Here is a 20,352-nt window from a genome sequence, read left to right on the forward strand (position 1 = left end):
TACGCGGCATTAACAGCTGTGCCGCCCGACAATAATGGAGAGGATTATGAGTTATACACTGCCATCCCTGCCGTATGCCTACGACGCACTGGAACCGCATTTCGACAAGCAGACGATGGAAATCCATCACACTAAACACCACCAGACCTATGTGAACAACGCGAATGCTGCGCTGGAAAGCCTGCCAGAGTTCGCTAATCTGCCTGTTGAAGAGCTGATCACCAAACTGGACCAGCTGCCGGCAGACAAGAAAACCGTGCTGCGCAACAACGCGGGCGGTCACGCTAACCACAGCCTGTTCTGGAAAGGCCTGAAAACCGGCACCACCCTTCAGGGCGACCTGAAAGCGGCTATCGAGCGTGACTTCGGTTCCGTTGACAACTTCAAAGCGGAATTCGAAAAAGCCGCTGCAACCCGTTTCGGCTCTGGCTGGGCGTGGCTGGTCCTGAAAGGTGACAAACTGGCGGTCGTTTCTACCGCTAACCAGGACTCCCCGCTGATGGGTGAAGCTATCTCTGGCGCATCCGGCTTCCCAATTCTGGGTCTGGACGTGTGGGAACACGCTTACTACCTGAAGTTCCAGAACCGTCGCCCTGACTACATCAAAGCCTTCTGGGATGTAGTAAACTGGGACGAAGCAGCAGCGCGTTTCGCCGCTAAAAAATAAGGTTGCATTGACGCCTGTGAGAAGCGAGTCTGATGACTCGCTTTTTTTGTATCTGAAGGAGTGGAGATGCATTACCCGGTGAATGTGTTTACAGGCAAGGTAAGGGAGTACGAAGGCAGCCGCCCGAGCGCCATCGCCAAAGTGCAGGTCGACGGTGAGCTGACGTTGACCGATCTCGGGCTTGCGGGTGACCAGCAGGCTGAAAAGAAAATCCACGGCGGGCCTGATCGCGCGCTGTGCCACTATCCGCGCGAGCACTATCAGCACTGGAAAGCCGAATTTCCTGAACAGACGGACCTCTTCGTCGCCCCCGCGTTTGGCGAAAATCTCTCAACGGAGGGGCTGACGGAGAAGAACGTCTTTATCGGCGATATTTACCGCTGGGGCGATGCTTTGATTCAGGTCACCCAGCCGCGCTCACCGTGCTTTAAGCTTAATTACCATTTCGGCATTCAGGATATGTCGGCCCAGCTGCAAAACGCGGGTAAAACCGGCTGGCTGTATCGCGTTGTGCAGGCGGGACAGGTTTCGGCGGATGCGCCGCTTGAGCTGGCTTCGCGCTTGAGTGAGGTGTCGGTATACGAGGCCTGCGCAATTGCCTGGCATATGCCGTTTGATGACGAGCAGTATCACCGCCTGCTGTCAGCGGCGGGATTATCCACCAGCTGGACCAGAACGATGCAGAAGCGGCGGTTAAGCGGCAAGATCGAGAGCAGTTCGCGGAGATTGTGGGGGAAAGAGGTTCCGTAGAAAGTAGGCCGGGTAAGGCGAAGCCGCCACCCGGCACATACGGTTACGAACGCTTATACAGCGGCAGCCATAGCGTTAACCTCAGCCCGCCCAGCGGGCTGTCATCGGCTTTCACCCAGCCACGGTGCTGTTGCATGGCGGTTTCAACAATCGCCAGACCTAGCCCCGTACCACCAGATTCACGGTCGCGCGCCTCGTCGGTGCGGTAGAACGGACGGAAAATCTGCTCGCGATCTTCCGGGCTGACGCCAGGACCATCGTCATCGACAATGACGGTAATCCCGTCTTTATCCACCGAAAACGCCACTTCAATCTTCGTGTGCGAATAGCGCAGGGCGTTACGCACGATATTCTCCAGCGCGCTTTCCAGCGTGTTGGGGTTACCGTAGAGCGGCCACGGGCCCGGCGGGAAGTTGACGGTGAACGATTTGCCCATCTGCTCCGCTTCGAACGCCGCGTTGTCCAGCACCTCATGCCAGAGGTGATTGGCTTTCACCGTTTCGCTCACCAGCGCGTTTTTCTGCTGATTGCGCGACATCACCAGCAGATCGTTGATCATGCTGTCCAGGCGATGCGCTTCCGTCTCAATACGCTCCAGCTCTTTGCTCTCGCCGCTGCGGCGGCGCAGCAGGGCGGTACCCAGCTGTAAGCGCGTGAGCGGCGTCCGCAGCTCGTGGGAGATATCCGACAGCAGGCGTTGCTGCGCGGTCATCATGCGGTCAAGAGCAGAGACCATCTGGTTAAAACTGGTTCCGGCGGCCAGGAACTCCTGCGGCCCGGATTCCAGCTCCGGATGCTGCCTCAGGTTGCCCTGCGCCACTTCGTCCGCCGCATTTTTCAGCTTACGCGCCGGTTTTGCCAGGCTCCACGCCAGCCATAACAGCAGCGGGGAACTGACCAGCATCGTGACAATCAACAGCAAAAGCGGACGGTCAAACAGCAGGTTGATAAAGTCGGACTGGGAACTGCTCGCAGGGCGAATCAGATAGAGCTGGTAATTGTCTTCCCCATCCCGCACCGAGAAAGGACCGACCATCTCTACCCGACCATATTTCTTTTTCTGTGGGTGATCGGCATTATCCGCCTGGCCAATAAAGTTGCGGATAATCTGCATTTCATTGCGATCGGCCCCAATCACGCGGCCTTCACTGGTGACCAGTAAAAGACGTTGTCCGGGGGGCGCCCACTTGTCGATAGCGCGAAACAGCCTGCGCCACCACATTAAATCGTTCGGCGGATCGTTTGCCAGCTCCGCTTCCACGTGCTGCTCGATCATCACGCCCTGACGTTGCTCGCTGTCGAGTAGCTCCGTCATCTGGCGTGAGTCGAGTTTTGGCAACATCAAAACGAGCATTAAAACCAGTGCCAGCGTCAGCCAGAAGATGGCGAAGATGCGGGCGGTTAAGCTGCCTATCATGAAGCGGAAACCATCAGATAACCACGACCACGCAGGGTTTTGAACCAGGGATGACCGTCTTTACGCTCCGGCAGCTTACGGCGCAGGTTCGAGATATGCATGTCGATGGCGCGGTCAAACGGGGTGAGGCGTTTGCCCAGCACTTCCTGGCTTAAGTGTTCACGCGACACCACCTGGCCGAGATGCTGCGCCAGCAGATACAGCAGGGTGAACTCGGTGCCGGTTAGCTCCAGCGTTTCACCGTCGAAGCTCGCTTCCTGGCGGCCCGGGTTCAGGCTCAGGGAGTCTACTTCCAGCGTAGGCGAGCTGTTGTCGGTATTCTGCTGCTGCTCGCTCCAGTGAGAGCGGCGCAGGATCGCGCGAATACGGGCCACCAGTTCACGGTCGTTGAACGGCTTAGGTAAATAGTCATCCGCACCCAGCTCAAGGCCGAGTACGCGGTCAAGCTCGCTGCCGCGTGCGGTCAGCATAATGACGGGGGTCTGGTGTGTCTGGCGAAGCTCTTTCAACGTATCAATACCGTTTTTCTTCGGCATCATGACGTCGAGCAAAAGTAAATCGATGCTGTCGTCAAGGAGACTCAGCGCCTGTTCCCCATCATGGGCAACCAGGACGTTGAAACCTTCCATGTCGAGCAACTCCTTTAAAAGAGATGTGAGCTCTCGGTCATCATCAACTAACAGGATTTTATTCATTGTTTAAATACCTCCGAGGCAGAAATTACGACATCAAGGCTATCTAATCCATGACTTTACGTTGTTTTACACCCCCTGACGCATGTTTGCAGCCTGAATCGTAGACTGTCTCTCGTTGAATCGCGACACGAAAGATTTTGGGAGCAAGTGATGCGCAAAGTTACCGCTGCCGTCATGGCCTCAACGCTGGCCTTCAGTGCGTTTAGCCAGGCTGCTGTAGCTATCATCAGCGATAACGGTTCTTCAGCAGAGGGCGCAACGCAGCACAGCAGCCAAAGCCATATGTTTGACGGCATAAGTTTAACCGAACATCAGCGTCAACAGATGCGAGATCTGATGCAGAGGGCAAGACACGACCAGCCCCCTGTTAATGTTAGCGAAATGGAGACAATGCATCGCCTTGTCACCGCAGAAAATTTTGACGAAAGCGCTGTACGCGCTCAGGCCGAAAAAATGGCGCAGGAACAGGTTGCCCGCCAGGTAGAGATGGCGAAGGTTCGCAACCAGATGTTCCACCTGCTAACGCCCGAGCAGCAAGCGGTTTTGAATACCAAACATCAGCAACGGATGAACCAGTTGCGTGAGGTTGCACGGATGCAGCGAAGCTCAGATATGACGCTTTTCAGTAGCAATAGCAGTACCCGTAGTAACCAGTAAACCCTGTTTTCCTTGCCATAGACACCATCCCTGTCTTCCCCCACATGATGTGGGGGTTTTTTTTGCCCATCGTTCAGGTTTGTTAACGCTTTATTCATCCTTTCACTCCACCACCATCCGTTATACTAGCGCCATGGCATGACAGGAGTGTTTATGAATCAATCCTATGGACGGCTGGTAAGCCGGGCCGCAATAGCCGCGACGGTGATGGCGTCGTGTTTGCTGATCATTAAAATTTTCGCGTGGTGGTACACCGGGTCGGTCAGTATTCTGGCGGCGCTGGTGGATTCACTGGTGGATATTGCCGCCTCGCTGACCAACCTGCTGGTGGTGCGCTACTCGCTGCAACCGGCGGATGAAGAGCATACGTTTGGCCACGGCAAAGCGGAATCGCTGGCTGCGCTGGCACAAAGCATGTTTATTTCGGGCTCCGCCCTTTTCCTGTTTTTGACCGGCATTCAGCACCTTATTTCGCCTTCTCCGATGAACGATCCGGGCGTTGGCGTGGTCGTAACGGTAGTTGCACTTATAAGCACACTTGTTCTTGTAACGTTCCAGCGCTGGGTTGTACGCAAAACACAAAGCCAGGCTGTACGGGCCGATATGCTTCATTATCAGTCTGATGTTATGATGAATGGGGCTATTCTTATTGCGCTCGGTCTGGCCTGGTATGGCTGGCATCGGGCCGATGCGTTGTTTGCGTTAGGGATAGGGATCTATATTTTATACAGCGCGTTGCGGATGGGGTATGACGCGGTGCAGTCGCTTCTTGACCGTGCGCTTCCGGACGCAGAACGTGATGAAATTTATGCCATCGTGACCAACTGGCCTGGCGTCAGTGGTGCTCACGATCTTCGTACGCGGCAGTCAGGGCCGACCCGCTTTATTCAGATTCATTTGGAAATGGAAGACAACCTGCCACTGGTTCAGGCGCATATGGTCGCTGAACAGGTGGAGCAGGCGATTTTGCAGCGTTTCCCTGGGTCAGACGTCATTATTCATCAGGATCCGTGCTCTGTCGTACCCAGGGCGTTTTGAGCTTTCGTAATTCGTTGTAAAAAAGTGAGCCAGAGCAGCATTTTGTGGATAAATTACCACCATATGGCCTGACCTGAATCAATTCAGCTGGAAGGGATTGATATACTATTTGCAGTATTCGACGGTTGAACAGTTTCTTCCGGCAGCAGATTTCAATTTTGCATTCCTAAGTTCAGAGGTAGTCATGATTAAGAAAATCGGTGTGTTGACAAGCGGCGGTGATGCGCCGGGCATGAACGCGGCAATCCGTGGGGTTGTCCGTGCAGCGCTGACGGAAGGTCTGGAAGTTTTTGGTATCTATGACGGTTACCTGGGTCTGTATGAAGACCGCATGGTTCAGCTCGACCGCTACAGCGTGTCTGACATGATCAACCGTGGCGGTACTTTCCTCGGTTCTGCGCGCTTCCCGGAATTCCGTGACGAACACATCCGTGAAGTGGCTATCGAAAACATGAAAAAACGGGGTCTGGATGCGCTGGTGGTTATCGGCGGCGACGGCTCGTACATGGGTGCAAAACGTCTGACTGAAATGGGCTTCCCGTGCATCGGCCTGCCTGGCACCATCGACAACGACATCAAAGGCACCGACTACACCATCGGTTACTTCACCGCGCTGGGTACCGTTGTGGAAGCGATTGACCGCCTGCGTGACACCTCTTCCTCACACCAGCGTATTTCTATTGTTGAAGTGATGGGCCGTTACTGCGGTGACCTGACTCTGGCGGCGGCAATTGCCGGTGGCTGTGAGTTCGTGGTGGTGCCGGAAGTGGAATTCAGCCGTGAAGATCTGGTCGCTGAAATCAAAGCCGGTATCGCGAAAGGTAAGAAACACGCCATCGTTGCTATCACCGAGCACATCTGTGACGTTGACGAGCTGGCGAAGTACATCGAAACCGAAACCAAACGCGAAACCCGCGCGACCGTTCTGGGTCACATTCAGCGTGGTGGTTCCCCAGGCCCGTACGACCGTATCCTGGCGTCCCGCATGGGCGCGTACGCGATCGAGCTACTGCTTCAGGGCCACGGCGGCCGCTGCGTCGGTATTCAGAACGAGAAACTGGTTCACCATGACATCATCGATGCCATTGAAAACATGAAGCGTCCGTTCAAAGGTGACTGGCTGGACTGCGCGAAAAAACTGTACTGATTGGCTCTGTTGCCCGGTGGCGGCAAGGTAAATGCAAAACGGTAACCCTTGGGTTACCGTTTTTTATGGTTGCTCCCTCTCCCGTGGGAGAGGGTTGGGGTGAGGGCATCAGGCCGCTCATTCACTTTTTTTATTCCTGCACGTTATAGCCAATCTTTTTTTATTCTTTAATCATCGGTTAGCTTTCTGGCACGCTGCATTCATCAAAACACTACACAAGAGAGCTGGGCGATGAATAAATGGGGCGTGGGGTTAACATTATTGCTGGCATCGACCAGCGTTCTGGCAAAGGACATTCAGTTACTGAACGTGTCGTACGATCCGACGCGTGAACTATACGACCAGTACAACAAAGCCTTCGCGGCGCACTGGAAACAGGAAACCGGCGATAACGTGGTGGTTCGCCAGTCTCACGGCGGTTCCGGTAAGCAGGCGACATCGGTGATCAACGGTATTGAAGCCGACGTGGTGACCCTGGCGCTGGCTTATGACGTGGACGCGATCGCGGAGCGTGGCCGTATCGACAAAAACTGGATCAAGCGTCTGCCGGACAACTCTGCGCCATACACCTCGACCATTGTCTTCCTGGTGCGTAAAGGCAACCCGAAACAGATTAAGGACTGGAACGACCTGATTAAGCCAGGCGTGTCTGTCATTACCCCGAACCCAAAAAGCTCCGGCGGCGCACGCTGGAACTATCTGGCAGCCTGGGGCTACGCGCTGCACCACAACAACGGCGATCAGGCCAAAGCACAGGACTTCGTCAAAGCACTGTTTAAAAACGTCGAAGTGCTGGACTCCGGCGCGCGCGGTGCAACCAACACCTTCGTCGAACGCGGCATTGGCGACGTGCTGATCGCCTGGGAAAACGAAGCCCTGCTGGCGACCAACGAGCTGGGTAAAGACAAGTTCGAGATCGTCACCCCGAGCGAATCGATCCTGGCTGAGCCGACCGTCTCCGTCGTCGATAAGGTTGTTGATAAGAAGGGCACCAAAGCGGTGGCGGAAGCCTATCTGAAGTACCTCTACTCACCTGAAGGGCAGGAAATTGCGGCGAAAAACTTCTACCGCCCACGCGATGAGGCCGTCGCGAAGAAATACGAAAACGCCTTCCCGAAACTGAAGCTGTTCACTATTGATGATGTGTTTGGCGGCTGGACCAAAGCGCAGAAAGAGCACTTCTCTAACGGCGGCACCTTCGACCAGATCAGCAAGCGCTAAGCGTTTTACAAAGAACGACACGGTAACCCGGTGTGAGAAATCCGCCGGGTTTTTTATTTGGTCATCATTTTGCGTTACTCTTTTGCCTCTATTGAAAACAGGGAACGCGTTGTGAAAAAAATTATCTTACTGATTCTGATCGTTATCGCCCTTGCCGCAGGCGGCGTGTACTGGATGAAAGCGGGTAATCCGAATGCGTTGCGTCATATCGTTCTCGACCAGTGTGTGCCCAACCAGCTGCATAACCGTAACCCGGCACCGTGTGCGCAGGTGAAGCCAGATGCGGGCTACGTGGTGTTCAAGGACCGCAACGGGCCGCTGCAATACCTGCTGATGCCCACGTACCGTATCAACGGCACCGAAAGCCCGCTGCTGACTGAGCCGCAGACACCGAATTTCTTCTGGCTGGCATGGCAGTCTCGCCATTTTATGAATATGAAACGGGGGGCCGACGTGCCTGACAGCGCCGTTTCGCTGACCATCAACTCCCCGACCGGGCGCACGCAAAACCATTTTCATATCCACATCTCCTGTCTGCGCCCAGACGTGCGCGAGAAGCTGAACGCGTCGCAGGGGCAAATCAGCACCCAGTGGTTACCGCTTCCGGGCGGGCTGGAAGGGCATGAATACCTTGCCCGTCGGGTGACGGAGAACGAACTGGTGCAGCGCAGCCCGTTTATGATGCTGGCGGAAGAGCTGCCGGAAGCCCGCGATCATATGGGACGCTTCGCGCTGGCGATGGCGCAGCAGTCGGACGGCTCGTTTGTATTGCTGGCGACAGAGCGTAACCTGCTTACCTTTAACCGCGCGTCGGCTGAGGAATTGCAGGATCATCAATGCGATATCCTGAAGTGACCCCACCATAAATAGCGTTTACTCGCCCTGCCTGTCGCCGTAGACTTGCTGAAAAATTCTACAGGAGACAGGTATGTCGCTCTGGTTAACGCATCCTCTGCTGCTTCCCTCGCTGATCGTCGGCGTCACCATCGTGCTGTGGGCGACGTCGCTGTTGCCGGAATTTATCACCGCGCTGCTGTTTTTCACGGCGGCGATGACCGCCAGAATCGCCCCGCCGGAAGTGATCTTCGGCGGCTTCGCCTCGTCTGCCTTCTGGCTGGTGTTCAGCGGCTTTGTGCTGGGCGTGGCGATTCGGAAAACCGGCCTGGCGGACAGGGCCGCCCGGGCGCTGTCGGCAAAGCTTACCGACTCCTGGGTGCTGATGGTGGCGAGCGTTGTGCTGCTGAGCTATGCCCTGGCATTCGTGATGCCGTCGAACATGGGACGTATTGCGCTGCTGATGCCGATTGTCGCCGCGATGGCGAAGCGGGCCGGCATTCCTGATGGCTCGCGGGCCTGGTTTGGCCTGGCGCTGGCGGTCGGGTTTGGCACCTTCCAGCTCTCGGCCACTATTTTGCCCGCCAACGTGCCCAACCTGGTGATGAGCGGCGCGGCGGAAGGCTCATACGGTATCCACCTCAACTATGTCCCGTATCTGCTGCTGCACACCCCGGTGCTGGGTATTCTCAAAGGCCTGATTCTGATTGGCCTGATCTGCTGGCTGTTCCCCGGCAACCCGAAACCGGCGAAGGATCTCACGCCATCGGAACCGATGGGGCGTGACGAAAAACGACTCGCCTGGCTGCTGGCGGTGGTGTTGACGATGTGGGTGACGGAGAGCTGGCACGGCGTTGGGCCAGCGTGGACGGGGCTGGCGGCCTCGGTCATCGTTATGCTGCCGCGCATCGGTTTTATCACCGGGGAGGAGTTCTCGGCGGGGGTGAATATGCGCACCTGTATTTACGTCGCGGGTATACTCGGGCTGGCCATTACGGTGACGCAGACCGGTATCGGTGCGGCCGTAGGCGAGGCGTTGCTCCATATCATGCCGCTGGATGCAGACCGCCCGTTTACCAGCTTCCTGGCGCTGACGGGGATCACCACGGCGCTCAACTTCATTATGACCGCCAACGGCGTTCCTGCGCTGTACACCACGCTGGCGCAGAGCTTCTCGGACGCGACCGGCTTCCCGCTGCTGTCGGTGATCATGATTCAGGTGCTGGGGTATTCCACGCCGCTGTTGCCGTATCAGGCGTCGCCGATTGTAGTGGCGATGGGCTTAGGGAAAGTGCCTGCGAAGGCGGGGATGCTGCTTTGTCTGGCGCTGGCGATTGCGACGTATCTGGTGCTGCTGCCGCTGGATTATTTGTGGTTTAGCGTGTTAGGTCGTTTGTAGGGCGGGTTAGCGAAGCGCCACCCGCCACAAAGGCAATTACGCCTGCTTAGCCGCTTCTGCCGCTTTAACGATCACCGCGAAAGCGTCTGCTTTCAGGGATGCGCCGCCAACCAGTGCGCCATCGATGTCTGGCTGGGTGAACAGCTCAGCTGCGTTTGATGCGTTAACGGAACCGCCGTACTGGATGATGACCTGCTCAGCCACTTTCGCGTCTGCTTTTGCAATGTGGTCACGGATGAACTTGTGCACCGCCTGTGCCTGCGCTGGAGTTGCAGATTTGCCGGTACCGATCGCCCAGACTGGCTCGTAAGCGATAACCGCGCCTTCGAACGCTGCCGCGCCCTGGGTTTTCAGCACAGCGTCGATCTGACGTGCGCACACTTCTTCGGTTTTGCCTGCTTCGTTTTCTGCTTCGGTTTCACCGATGCACAGAACCGGGATCAGACCCTGCTCTTTCAGCACAGCGAATTTCTTCGCGATGAACTCATCGGATTCTTTGTGATAGGTGCGACGCTCGGAGTGGCCGATGATGATGTATTTCGCGCCGATATCTTTCAGCATTTCAGCGGAGGTTTCACCGGTGAACGCGCCAGACAGGTTAACGTCAACGTTCTGCGCGCCCAGAATGATGTGGCTGCCGTCAGCGGCACGTTTAGCCAGATCCAGGTACATATCCGGCGGAGCGATAGCAACCGCGCAGCCGGTCACGCCAGCCAGCTCTTTACGCAGGTTAGCAACCAGTTCGTTTACCATGTGGCGGCTGCCGTTCAGTTTCCAGTTACCCATCACTAAAGGATGTCGCATTTCAATTCTCCACGCTCAATAAGCGAATTAAGGAATATGGCCGCCCTGTCGGGCAGCATGGTCTGTGAATCAGTATAGAGATTTTCCCTCGAAAGGCTTTGCTTTTTGTCATTAATTCGCCCCCTCGAGTGCGTCTGATAGGGCCAGCTTAATCGGTTCAACCGCGAAGGTCAGCCCCTTTTCGCCGTTATCTGCGACGACATAGCGAACGGCACCTTCCGTATCGGCGTAATAGCGTTTGTTTTTCCCGGCGGTAAGCAGTTTTTGCAGCTTTTGCTGGCTTTGCGCTTTCGTGAAGGTGGGGGTAAAGGCGCGCAGAATAGCGCTCATGTACTCCAGCGCTTTCGCTTTCGCCGCTTTCTGCTCTGGCCCCTGAATCGGCAGCCAGGTGATCTGCATACTTTTGATTTTTAACGTTCCGCGCTCAAGGGCGGTAGAGGCATACAGATTCTCGTTAATTTTGCTGGCCGCGCGGGTCAGGGTCGGCGTATCGCGGGCGCTGTCAATCGCACGGAACTCTCCCAGCGGAAGTGAGGGGTTTTCTTTGTTGAAGGCTTCGCGGAACTGGCTGATAGATTGATCGAAAGAGGGGGCGCCCGCCAGAAGATAGGGGGCGGTGACCGGGGAAGCCGTTTCCGCGGCATACAGGGAAAAACTGGCGCTCAGCATCGCTAAACACAAATAAAGAGAGTGTGCCGAACTTTTCATCAACATTGCCCCTGGCCGTCATTGCCCATGATTAAAACGATATCTGGTCGGCTTGTCAAAAGGTCACAACTCCAGGGTAAAATGCGGGCTAAACAATAATAAGGAACCTTACATGACCATACAGCAGTGGCTGTTTTCATTCAAAGGGCGTATTGGACGCCGTGACTTCTGGATCTGGATTGCAACGTGGGTTGTCGCCATGCTGCTTCTGTTTTTTGTTGCCTACAACGCATGGCTGAGCACGCAAACGGCGGCATTTGCGCTGGTCTGTTTACTGTGGCCAACCGCCGCCGTAGTGGTGAAACGTCTGCACGATCGTGGCCGCTCCGGCGCATGGGCTTTCCTGATTATTCTGGCGTGGATGCTGGTGGCGGGGAACTGGTCAATGCTGCCCTCAATCCTCCCATGGGTGGTGGGCAGACTGCTGCCGACGGTTATCTTTGTAATGATGGTTGTCGAACTGGGCGCGTTTATCGGCACCCAGAGCGAGAACAAATATGGAAAAGATACCCTTGAGGTGAAGTACCGCTGATCACCAGTAGTGTTCGGCGGTCATGTGGCCCGGCCGGCGGCGAAGGTGCTTCGTCATCTGCCGGGTATCCTTCAGCAACTGCTGCGTATCGCGTACCATCTGCGGATTACCGCACAGCATCACATGGCTGGTTTCGGTATTCATCGGTAAACCCACCGCTTCTTCCAGCGCGCCGCTTTCAATCAACGCCGGAACGCGACCGGTTAACGAGCCGGCTGCGGTTTCGCGGCTGACCACCGTCTGAATTTTTAACTTCCCGCCATATCGCTGTTCCAGCGCCTGCATCTGCGGCAAATAGCTCAGGTCTGCGGCGTAGCGCGCGGCGTGAACCAGCACGATATTTTTAAAGCGCTCCAGATCTTTGCCGTATTGCAGAATGGAAAGATACGGGCCAATGGCCGTGCCGGTCGCCAGCATCCAGAGCGTGTCACAGTCGGGGATTTCATCCAGCACGAAGAACCCCGCCGCGTCGGAGACAATCTGCACTTCATCGCCCGGCTTCAGCGCGGCGAGGCGTGGGCTGAGCTTACCGTCCGGGACGGTGACCAGATAGAACTCAAGGTCCGGGTTATCAGGCGCATTAACGTAAGAGTAGGCGCGCTGTACGCGTTCACCGTCGATATCCAACCCGAGCTTGGCAAACTGCCCGGCAGTAAACGGATGAACGGGAGCGTGCAGCGTGAGGCTAAATAGCGCATCGGTCCAGAACTGTACCTTTGTGACTTTACCTGTTACCCAGTCCGCCATGATCTTCTCCTGTGCTGTTTCTCTCTTCTATCTTCCGTACTTGCGGGAAACATTTCCAGCCCATTCGGGCCGGAAAGCTCTATCGATCAAACGGTTTTACAGAATGTGCGTCTGTACGTCCGGATCTTTACGATCGAGATAATGAATGGACTTAATGCGGCGAATGGTGCGGGATTTACCGCGGATCAGCAGGGTTTCAGTGGTGGCCATGTTGCCCTTGCGGGTGATGCCGTCCAGCAGATCGCCTTTGGTGATGCCGGTTGCGGAGAAGACCACGTTATCGCTGCGGGCCATCTCGTTCAGCGCGAGCACTTTATTGGCCTCGATGCCCATCGCCGCGCAGCGCGCCAGTTCGTCTGCACCAATGCGAAGGTTCTCGTCGCTGTCGCCTTTGACCTCATGGCGTGGCAGCAAACGCGCCTGCATATCGCCGTCCAGCGCGCGGATCACTGCCGCAGAGACCACACCCTCCGGCGCGCCGCCGATGCCGTAAAGCACGTCGACTTCGCTGTCAGGCATGCAGGTCAGAATAGAGGCGGCAACGTCGCCATCCGGAATAGCAAACACGCGTACGCCGAGCGCTTGCAGGTACGCAATGGTGGCGTCGTGGCGCGGTTTCGCCAGAATGGTCACGGTGAGTTCGCTGAGCGCTTTACCCAGCGCCGCGGCGATATTGCGCAGGTTGGCGTCCAGCGGCAGGCTAAGGTCGATAGCGCCTTTAGCGCCAGGACCGACGATCAGTTTTTCCATGTACATATCGGGCGCGTTGAGGAAGCAGCCCTTATCGCCCACCGCCAGTACCGCCAGCGCGTTGGCCTGGCCCATCGCCGTCATGCGCGTGCCTTCAATCGGGTCGACCGCGATATCCACCGCATCGCCTTTGCCCGTCCCGACTTTTTCACCTATATAGAGCATCGGCGCTTCGTCGATTTCGCCTTCGCCAATGACGATAGTGCCATCGATATTGACCTGATTAAGCACAATGCGCATGGCGTGGACGGCAGCGCCGTCTGCGGTATTTTTGTCGCCACGGCCCAGCCACTTGTAGCCTGCGAGGGCGGCAGCTTCGGTGACGCGGGAAAACTCGATAGCAAGTTCACGTTTCATGAGGTACTCGTACAATCAAAAGGAATTGCACGAAGTTTATCACAGAGTGGGGAGGGGCGAAGGGACCGGTGCGGTCGGAGCCCCTCACCCTAACCCTCTCCCAGGGGAGAGGGAATATAGGTTTACTCGTCGTGCTCTTCCCACGCCAGGGCACGTTTCACCGCTTTCTTCCAGCCGCTATAGCGGTAGTTGCGCTCGGTGGTTTCGATGCCAGGACGGAATTCGCGTTCGATAACCGCTTTTTCCTGAAGCTCGTCGAGGTTTTGCCAGAAGCCAACCGCCAGACCTGCCAGATACGCCGCGCCCAGCGCCGTCACTTCTCGCACCTCAGGACGTTCAACGCGGGTGCCCAGAATGTCGGACTGGAACTGCATCAGGAAGTTGTTGGCTACCGCACCGCCGTCCACGCGCAGGGCGTGCAGACGAATGCCGGAGTCAGCCTGCATCGCTTCCAGCACGTCGCGCGTCTGGTAGGCGATGGATTCCAGCGTCGCGCGAATGATGTGGTTTGAGTTCACGCCGCGCGTCAGGCCGAAAATCGCGCCGCGGGCATACGGATCCCAGTACGGTGCGCCCAGACCGGTGAACGCTGGCACCACGTACACGCCGTTGGTGTCTTTCACTTTGGTCGCGAAGTATTCGGAGTCAAACGCATCGCTGATCAGCTTCATCTCGTCGCGCAGCCACTGAATGGAGGCACCCGCCATGAATACCGCGCCTTCCAGGGCATAGTTCACTTCGCCGCGCGGGCCGCAGGCGATGGTGGTCAGCAGACCGTTTTCTGATTTCACCGCTTTCTCGCCGGTGTTCATCAGCATAAAACAACCGGTGCCGTAGGTGTTCTTCGCCATCCCTTCCTTGACGCACAGCTGGCCGAACAGGGCCGCCTGCTGGTCACCGGCGATACCGGCGATAGGAATACGGGTGCCACCTTTACCGCCAATGTTGGTCTGGCCATACACTTCTGAAGACTTACGGACTTCTGGCAGCATCGCGCGCGGAATGTCCAGCGCGTCCAGCATCTTGTCATCCCACTCAAGGGTGTTGATGTTGAACAGCATGGTGCGCGAGGCGTTGGTGTAGTCGGTAACGTGAACGCGTCCCTGAGTCATCTTCCAGATAAGCCAGGTATCGACGGTGCCGAACAGTAGCTCGCCACGTCGTGCGCGCTCGCGTGAACCTTCCACGTGGTCGAGGATCCACTTCACTTTGGTGCCGGAGAAATAGGGGTCAACCACCAGGCCGGTGGCGCTGCGCACGTACTCTTCCATTCCTTCGCGCTTCAGCTGTTCGCAGATCTCTGACGTACGACGGCACTGCCAGACAATGGCGTTGTAGATGGGCTTACCGGTTTCTCGCTCCCAGACCACAGTCGTTTCACGCTGGTTGGTGATACCGATAGCGGCAATCTGGTCAGAACTGATGTCGGCTTTCGCCAGCACTTCCACCAGCGTGGAGCTTTGCGACGCCCAGATCTCCATCGGGTCGTGTTCTACCCAGCCTGGACGCGGATAAATTTGCTCAAATTCGCGTTGAGACACGCTGACAATGTTCGCGTCATGATCCATTACGACAGCGCGGGAGCTGGTGGTGCCCTGGTCGAGCGCAACGATATATTTTTTTTCGGTCATGGTATGTGTCCCGTAGTCAGATTACAGCGAAGCTTTTTGTTGTGTGGTGGAAGCCGTCTCTTTCTCCTCTTCCACACAGGTGTCGCACGGTAAGTGGCGACCAATTAATTTGCGATAGCCGAATGCGCCCAGCGCCGCCCCTACGATTGGCCCGAACAGCGGAACCAGGAAGTAAGGAATGTCTTTGCCGCCCGTGAAGGCGACATCGCCCCATCCCGCAAAGAAGGCGAAGGTTTTTGGACCCAGGTCACGCGCCGGATTCATCGCAAAGCCGGTCAGCGGACCCATGGATGCGCCAATTACCGCAATCAGAAGGCCAATCAAAAGTGGCGCCAGCGGGCCGCGCGGAATGCCGTTTCCATCGTCGCCCAGCGCCATGATGACGCCCATCAGAATAGCGGTAATCACCATCTCAACCGCGAACGCCTGCACAAAATTGATATGCGGATTCGGATACGTTGAGAAAATGCCTGCCAGATCCAGACTTTCGACACTGCCACGCACCATATGATGCGTCTGTTCGAAGTCGATGAAAAGATTGTAATAAAGCCCGTAAACTAACGCCGCTGCGCAAAAGGCGCCGGCAAACTGCGAAATGATGAAAGGAACAACTTTGCGTCCGTCAAAACACGCGAATAGCCACAACGCGATGGTCACCGCCGGGTTAAGATGTGCACCGGAAACCCCTGCGGTCAGGTAGATGGCCATCGCCACGCCCAGACCCCAGATAATACTGATTTCCCACTGACCAAAACTGGCACCCGCCACTTTCAGTGCTGCGACACAGCCTACTCCGAAGAATATCAACAACCCGGTACCCAGGAACTCGGCAATACACTGGCCTTTTAAGGTTGATGTCTGACTCATAATCGGAATCCTGCAAAAGAGTAATGTTTATTGTTTGCGTGACCGCCCGTGACAGTCACGATGCCCTGTAGACATAGTGTTAATTTATCGTTAACGAGCACAAACGAGAAATATCGAAATCTAAATGTGTGGTCTGCGTCAATAAAATGAGCGTTTTCGCGCCATAAAGCGCGTTTTTGCATCAGATAATGATTATGGGCTGAATCATTTCTTTGACTTATGGGTTAACAACTTAGGGGTATATGCGGCGAACGCACCAGGACGAGGCCGAAAAGTGTTGCAAACCGCGATCTGCGTGGCATGCCGCTGGACAGGGGCGACGGCGCTCCATACAATCGGAACATATGTTGTGCGCGTTTACGTTAAAGCGTCGCCTTGCAATTCAGGAGAGGTAGGATCATGTCTTTAGAAGTGTTTGAGAAACTGGAATCGAAAGTACAGCAGGCGATTGACACCATCACGCTGCTGCAAATGGAAATTGAAGAGCTGAAAGAAAAGAACAACTCCCTGTCACAGGAAGTGCAGAATGCTCAACACAGCCGTGAAGAACTGGAGCGCGAAAACAACCAGCTGCGCGAACAGCAGAACGGCTGGCAGGAACGCTTGCAGGCGCTGCTGGGACGTATGGAAGAAGTTTGATTTCCTTAGGGAATGCATTGAACAGGCCGGGTAAGGCGAAGCCGCCACCCGGCTTTTTTATGGTTTCCCTAACCGATATCAAACCATAAAAAAGGCCGCCCTGGGCGGCCTTAACGCTACTTGTCCTGCGCTGTCGTAGCAAAAGCAACAAACCCAACAGGTTCATCGCTCTTTACAACGAGTACGCTGGCGACAATGAACGCGATACATAAATAGCGTTTCATTATGCGGTCCCTGCTGCTTACCGCTCCACCGTTCACCACCAGTGATAAGTCGGTGGACACAAGCCTTGATGTTAGCCTGCTTTACGGTAGTGAATACACCTTTCCCTGGACCGATACCCATTTGCGAGATGGCGGAAAGGGACGCGGTATCATAATGAGCATCAACCAGGTAGTTAAGGTATTCACAGACAATTAGGATTTTATAAAGGTTAGGAAGGGTTGCCCAAGGTTTGGGCGAGAGTATGATGAAGTTCCTTGGTGTTAGTCTGTAAGACGTCCCAACGGACCGCGAATCCCGAGGGACAAAAAAACCGCCACATTGCTGTTGGCGGTTTTTTTATGCATCTCGCTTACCGATTAACTACTCAATATCCAGCGCATCCTCAGAAAGGATAATGCCGGTATTGTCAGCATAAAGGTGGTCACCCGAGAAAAAGGTCACGCCGCCGAAGTTAACGCGCACGTCGCTTTCGCCGATGCCGTCGCCCGCTGCGCCTACCGGTATGGCCGCGATGGCCTGAATACCGATATCCAGGTCTTCGAGATCGTCCACCTGGCGCACGGAGCCGTAGACCACAATCCCTTCCCACTCGTTTTGCACCGCAAGGCGGGCGAGGTCCGCATCGATCAGTGCACGGCGCACGGAACCGCCACCATCCACCAGCAGGACGCGACCACGACCGTTCTCTTCGAGCAGATCGTACAGCAACCCGTTGTCCTCGAAACATTTCACCGTGATGATTTGTCCGCCAAACGACGACCGTCCACCAAAGTTGGAGAACAGGGGTTCAACGACGTTGACATCTTCCTGGTAGATGTCACAAAGCTCGGAGGTATCGTATTTCATAGGTTTAACGCTCTGTTGCTGCGAATGTGTTCAGTATATCGTGCGAAATGCGTTGTTGGCAAAATCATCAATTGTTAATTGATATTTGTCAGCTAACTCAGCGTCTGGCTTAAGACAATCCCGATGACGAACAGCAGGTTAGTCAGTAACGCGCCTTTTACCGTACGTTCCAGCATCGGTGGCATGGCGGCCGGGCTGAGTTCACGCATGACGTAGCGGGCCTGCTTAATCAGCAGCGGTGCGGCGAGCACAAACAGCCAGCCCCAGAGGCTGTGCAGCGAACTCAGATTGAACAGCGCCAGGCAGACCAGCGCGCCGATGAGCAGGCAGGCGTGATAGCGGCGTGCATTCACCGGACCCAGACGCACGGCCAGCGTGTTTTTACCGTTCTCGCGGTCGCTATCGATGTCGCGCAGATTATTGATATTCAGCACCGCCGTCGCCAGCAGACCACAGGCGGTCGCCGGCAGGAACAGGGCAGGGATCACCGTGTGCGCCTGTAAGTACCAGCTTCCCATCACGCTCAGCCAGCCGAAGAACACCAGCACGGAGATGTCGCCCAGACCAATATACCCGTAAGGACGCGTCCCGACGGTATAGGTAATGGCTGCAATAATGGCGAGCAAGCCCAGCACCAGGAAGCCAATGAAATCACTGGTGGTTTTCGAGGCGACCGTCACCAGCGCCAGCCCGGACAGGCAAATCAACACCACGGTGATAATCAGCGCCCGCTTCATCTGTGCCTGGGTAATCACCCCTTTTTGCATGCCGCGCAGCGGCCCGATGCGGTCAGGCTTGTCGCTGCCTTTTACCGCATCGCCGTAATCATTGGCGAGATTAGAGAGGATTTGCAGCAGCCCGGCGGTGACAAGCGCCAGACCTGCTACCAGCGGATCGAAATGACCCTGCCACCAGGCAAGCGTGGTACCGACGATAATGGCGGCAAAAGCCAGAGGAAGCGTTTTAGGACGCAGACTTTCGAGCCACGCCTGTGTACGGCTGATATCAGTCATAGTTATTTAGCCAATAAAAATGGGGGCCATAGCCCCCATCAACAGTGATGAAAATGCATTGAACGCGATTATAGAATAAAACGGCTCAGATCTTCATCTGCCACTAACGCATCCAGGTGTTTGCCCACATAGTCTGCGTCAATGGTAATGCTTTGACCGTTAAGGTCGCTCGCATCATAAGAGATGTCTTCCATCAGGCGTTCCAGCACGGTGTGCAGACGACGCGCACCGATGTTTTCGGTGGTTTCGTTGACCTGCCACGCGGCCTGGGCGATGCGCTTGATACCGTCATCGGTAAATTCAATGTTCACGCCTTCGGTCGCCATCAGCGCTTTGTACTGTACGGTCACAGAAGCGTTTGGCTCAGTCAGGATACGTTCGAAATCTTCGGTGGTCAGCGCCTGTAACTCGACGCGGATTGGCAGACGTCCCTGAAGTTCCGGGATCAGGTCAGACGGGCTGGCAATCTGGAACGCACCGGAGGCGATAAACAGAATGTGGTCAGTTTTAACCATGCCGTGCTTGGTGGAGACGGTGCAACCTTCCACCAGCGGCAGCAGGTCGCGCTGAACGCCTTCGCGTGAGACATCCGGGCCGGACGCGTTGCCGCGCTTACAGATCTTGTCGATTTCGTCGATAAACACGATACCGTGCTGCTCAACCGCGTCGATAGCATCCTGTTTCAGCTCTTCCGGGTTAACCAGCTTCGCGGCTTCTTCTTCAATCAGCAGCTTCATCGCGTCTTTGATTTTCAGCTTACGCGCTTTCTGCTTCTGCCCGCCCAGGTTCTGGAACATGGACTGCAACTGGCTGGTCATCTCTTCCATGCCCGGAGGCGCCATAATTTCCACGCCCATTGGCGCGGCAGCGAGATCGATCTCAATCTCTTTGTCGTCCAGCTCGCCTTCGCGCAGTTTTTTGCGGAATGCCTGACGCGCAGCAGAAGGTTCAGGCTGCTGTTCAGCCTGTCCCCAGTTGTTTTTTGCCGGTGGGATCAGCACGTCGAGAATACGCTCTTCGGCCATCTCTTCGGCGCGATAGCGGTTTTTCTCAATTGCCTGGACACGTACCATCTTAATCGCCGAGTCGGTCAGGTCGCGGATGATGGAGTCCACTTCTTTACCCACATAGCCCACTTCGGTGAACTTGGTGGCTTCAACTTTGATGAACGGCGCGTTAGCCAGTTTGGCCAGACGACGGGCGATTTCGGTTTTACCCACACCGGTCGGGCCGATCATCAGAATATTTTTTGGCGTCACTTCGTGGCGAAGCTCTTCGTCGAGCTGCATGCGACGCCAGCGGTTACGCAGTGCGATAGCCACGGAGCGCTTGGCGTCGTCCTGGCCGATAATGTGCTTGTTCAGTTCGCTGACAATTTCGCGTGGGGTCATTTCAGACATGGGCGATC

21 protein-coding genes are annotated in these 20,352 nt (G+C 55.8%); 10 read left to right on the forward strand and 11 right to left on the reverse strand.

Annotated features, from left to right (window positions below; genetic code table 11):
* Positions 1-46: 46 nt before the first annotated feature.
* Positions 47-667 carry a superoxide dismutase [Mn] gene (sodA, locus tag KTH07_RS21005; RefSeq protein WP_003861999.1) on the forward strand — a complete coding sequence of 207 codons (621 nt, stop codon included), beginning with the start codon at positions 47-49 and terminating at the stop codon, positions 665-667.
* Positions 668-733: 66 nt separating this feature from the next.
* A complete protein-coding gene (gene yiiM, locus KTH07_RS21010; protein WP_023304640.1) occupies positions 734-1,417 on the forward strand; it encodes a 6-hydroxyaminopurine reductase in 684 nt (227 codons plus the stop codon).
* A gap of 43 nt (positions 1,418-1,460) precedes the next feature.
* Here the strand turns inward: yiiM and cpxA are convergent, their stop codons facing one another.
* Both cpxA and cpxR read right to left on the reverse strand, forming a co-directional pair.
* Entirely contained in the window at positions 1,461-2,834 is a 1,374-nt protein-coding gene (cpxA, locus tag KTH07_RS21015) for an envelope stress sensor histidine kinase CpxA (protein WP_015569937.1), read from the reverse strand.
* The gene (cpxR, locus tag KTH07_RS21020) at positions 2,831-3,529 is read right to left on the reverse strand and encodes an envelope stress response regulator transcription factor CpxR (protein ID WP_003862004.1); all 699 of its coding nucleotides are present in this window, start codon (positions 3,527-3,529) and stop codon (positions 2,831-2,833) included. The genes cpxA and cpxR overlap by 4 nt, the downstream gene beginning before the upstream one ends.
* A 150-nt stretch (positions 3,530-3,679) precedes the next feature.
* On the opposite strand from cpxR, the gene cpxP reads away from it, so the two are divergent.
* From cpxP to KTH07_RS21050, 6 genes are all read left to right on the forward strand, one after another.
* Positions 3,680-4,186: a cell-envelope stress modulator CpxP gene (gene cpxP, locus KTH07_RS21025; RefSeq protein WP_003862006.1), complete on the forward strand. Its 507-nt coding sequence runs from the start codon at positions 3,680-3,682 to the stop codon at positions 4,184-4,186.
* Between the two features lie 153 nt (positions 4,187-4,339).
* Positions 4,340-5,224: a CDF family cation-efflux transporter FieF gene (gene fieF / locus KTH07_RS21030; RefSeq protein WP_023304638.1), complete on the forward strand. Its 885-nt coding sequence runs from the start codon at positions 4,340-4,342 to the stop codon at positions 5,222-5,224.
* Positions 5,225-5,408: 184 nt separating this feature from the next.
* Positions 5,409-6,371, forward strand: coding sequence for a 6-phosphofructokinase (gene pfkA / locus KTH07_RS21035; RefSeq protein ID WP_003862009.1), 963 nt, complete (start codon positions 5,409-5,411; stop codon positions 6,369-6,371).
* Positions 6,372-6,602: 231 nt separating this feature from the next.
* On the forward strand, positions 6,603-7,592 hold the full coding sequence (locus tag KTH07_RS21040) for a sulfate ABC transporter substrate-binding protein (protein WP_003862012.1): 990 nt from the start codon (positions 6,603-6,605) through the stop codon (positions 7,590-7,592).
* Positions 7,593-7,703: 111 nt separating this feature from the next.
* Positions 7,704-8,447, forward strand: coding sequence for a CDP-diacylglycerol diphosphatase (locus KTH07_RS21045; RefSeq protein WP_023304637.1), 744 nt, complete (start codon positions 7,704-7,706; stop codon positions 8,445-8,447).
* A gap of 73 nt (positions 8,448-8,520) precedes the next feature.
* Complete coding sequence (locus tag KTH07_RS21050) at positions 8,521-9,825, forward strand: SLC13 family permease (protein WP_023304636.1); 1,305 nt, start codon at positions 8,521-8,523, stop codon at positions 9,823-9,825.
* 36 nt (positions 9,826-9,861) lie between these two features.
* Here the strand turns inward: KTH07_RS21050 and tpiA are convergent, their stop codons facing one another.
* Together tpiA and KTH07_RS21060 are read right to left on the reverse strand one after the other, a co-directional pair.
* Positions 9,862-10,629 (reverse strand): triose-phosphate isomerase, encoded by a 768-nt coding sequence (tpiA, locus tag KTH07_RS21055; protein WP_003862019.1) that lies wholly within the window; start codon positions 10,627-10,629, stop codon positions 9,862-9,864.
* A gap of 111 nt (positions 10,630-10,740) precedes the next feature.
* Positions 10,741-11,337: a DUF1454 family protein gene (locus KTH07_RS21060; protein WP_017383094.1), complete on the reverse strand. Its 597-nt coding sequence runs from the start codon at positions 11,335-11,337 to the stop codon at positions 10,741-10,743.
* Between the two features lie 112 nt (positions 11,338-11,449).
* Here KTH07_RS21060 and KTH07_RS21065 point away from each other — a divergent pair, with 112 nt between their 5' ends.
* Entirely contained in the window at positions 11,450-11,869 is a 420-nt protein-coding gene (locus KTH07_RS21065) for a DUF805 domain-containing protein (protein WP_006808672.1), read from the forward strand.
* Here KTH07_RS21065 and fpr read toward each other — a convergent pair whose 3' ends face one another.
* From fpr to KTH07_RS21085, 4 genes are all read right to left on the reverse strand, one after another.
* Positions 11,870-12,616 carry a ferredoxin--NADP(+) reductase gene (fpr, locus tag KTH07_RS21070; protein WP_003862024.1) on the reverse strand — a complete coding sequence of 249 codons (747 nt, stop codon included), beginning with the start codon at positions 12,614-12,616 and terminating at the stop codon, positions 11,870-11,872.
* 96 nt (positions 12,617-12,712) lie between these two features.
* On the reverse strand, positions 12,713-13,723 hold the full coding sequence (gene glpX / locus KTH07_RS21075) for a class II fructose-bisphosphatase (protein WP_015569942.1): 1,011 nt from the start codon (positions 13,721-13,723) through the stop codon (positions 12,713-12,715).
* A 122-nt stretch (positions 13,724-13,845) separates the two neighbouring features.
* Positions 13,846-15,354 (reverse strand): glycerol kinase GlpK, encoded by a 1,509-nt coding sequence (gene glpK, locus KTH07_RS21080; RefSeq protein WP_006808669.1) that lies wholly within the window; start codon positions 15,352-15,354, stop codon positions 13,846-13,848.
* A gap of 21 nt (positions 15,355-15,375) precedes the next feature.
* Complete coding sequence (locus KTH07_RS21085) at positions 15,376-16,221, reverse strand: MIP/aquaporin family protein (RefSeq protein ID WP_015569943.1); 846 nt, start codon at positions 16,219-16,221, stop codon at positions 15,376-15,378.
* A gap of 399 nt (positions 16,222-16,620) precedes the next feature.
* On the opposite strand from KTH07_RS21085, the gene zapB reads away from it, so the two are divergent.
* Positions 16,621-16,860 (forward strand): septal ring assembly protein ZapB, encoded by a 240-nt coding sequence (gene zapB / locus KTH07_RS21090; RefSeq protein WP_003862031.1) that lies wholly within the window; start codon positions 16,621-16,623, stop codon positions 16,858-16,860.
* Between the two features lie 585 nt (positions 16,861-17,445).
* Here zapB and rraA read toward each other — a convergent pair.
* The 3 genes from rraA to hslU form a co-directional block, all read right to left on the reverse strand.
* A complete protein-coding gene (gene rraA / locus KTH07_RS21095; RefSeq protein WP_023304635.1) occupies positions 17,446-17,931 on the reverse strand; it encodes a ribonuclease E activity regulator RraA in 486 nt (161 codons plus the stop codon).
* A gap of 92 nt (positions 17,932-18,023) precedes the next feature.
* Positions 18,024-18,950, reverse strand: coding sequence for a 1,4-dihydroxy-2-naphthoate polyprenyltransferase (gene menA / locus KTH07_RS21100; RefSeq protein WP_085929678.1), 927 nt, complete (start codon positions 18,948-18,950; stop codon positions 18,024-18,026).
* A 62-nt stretch (positions 18,951-19,012) separates the two neighbouring features.
* Positions 19,013-20,344 (reverse strand): HslU--HslV peptidase ATPase subunit, encoded by a 1,332-nt coding sequence (gene hslU / locus KTH07_RS21105; protein WP_015569947.1) that lies wholly within the window; start codon positions 20,342-20,344, stop codon positions 19,013-19,015.
* Positions 20,345-20,352 lie beyond the last annotated feature (8 nt).

Origin of the sequence: Enterobacter cloacae complex sp. ECL72 (genome assembly GCF_019056635.1) — a bacterium.
Lineage (GTDB): Bacteria > Pseudomonadota > Gammaproteobacteria > Enterobacterales > Enterobacteriaceae > Enterobacter > Enterobacter hormaechei_C.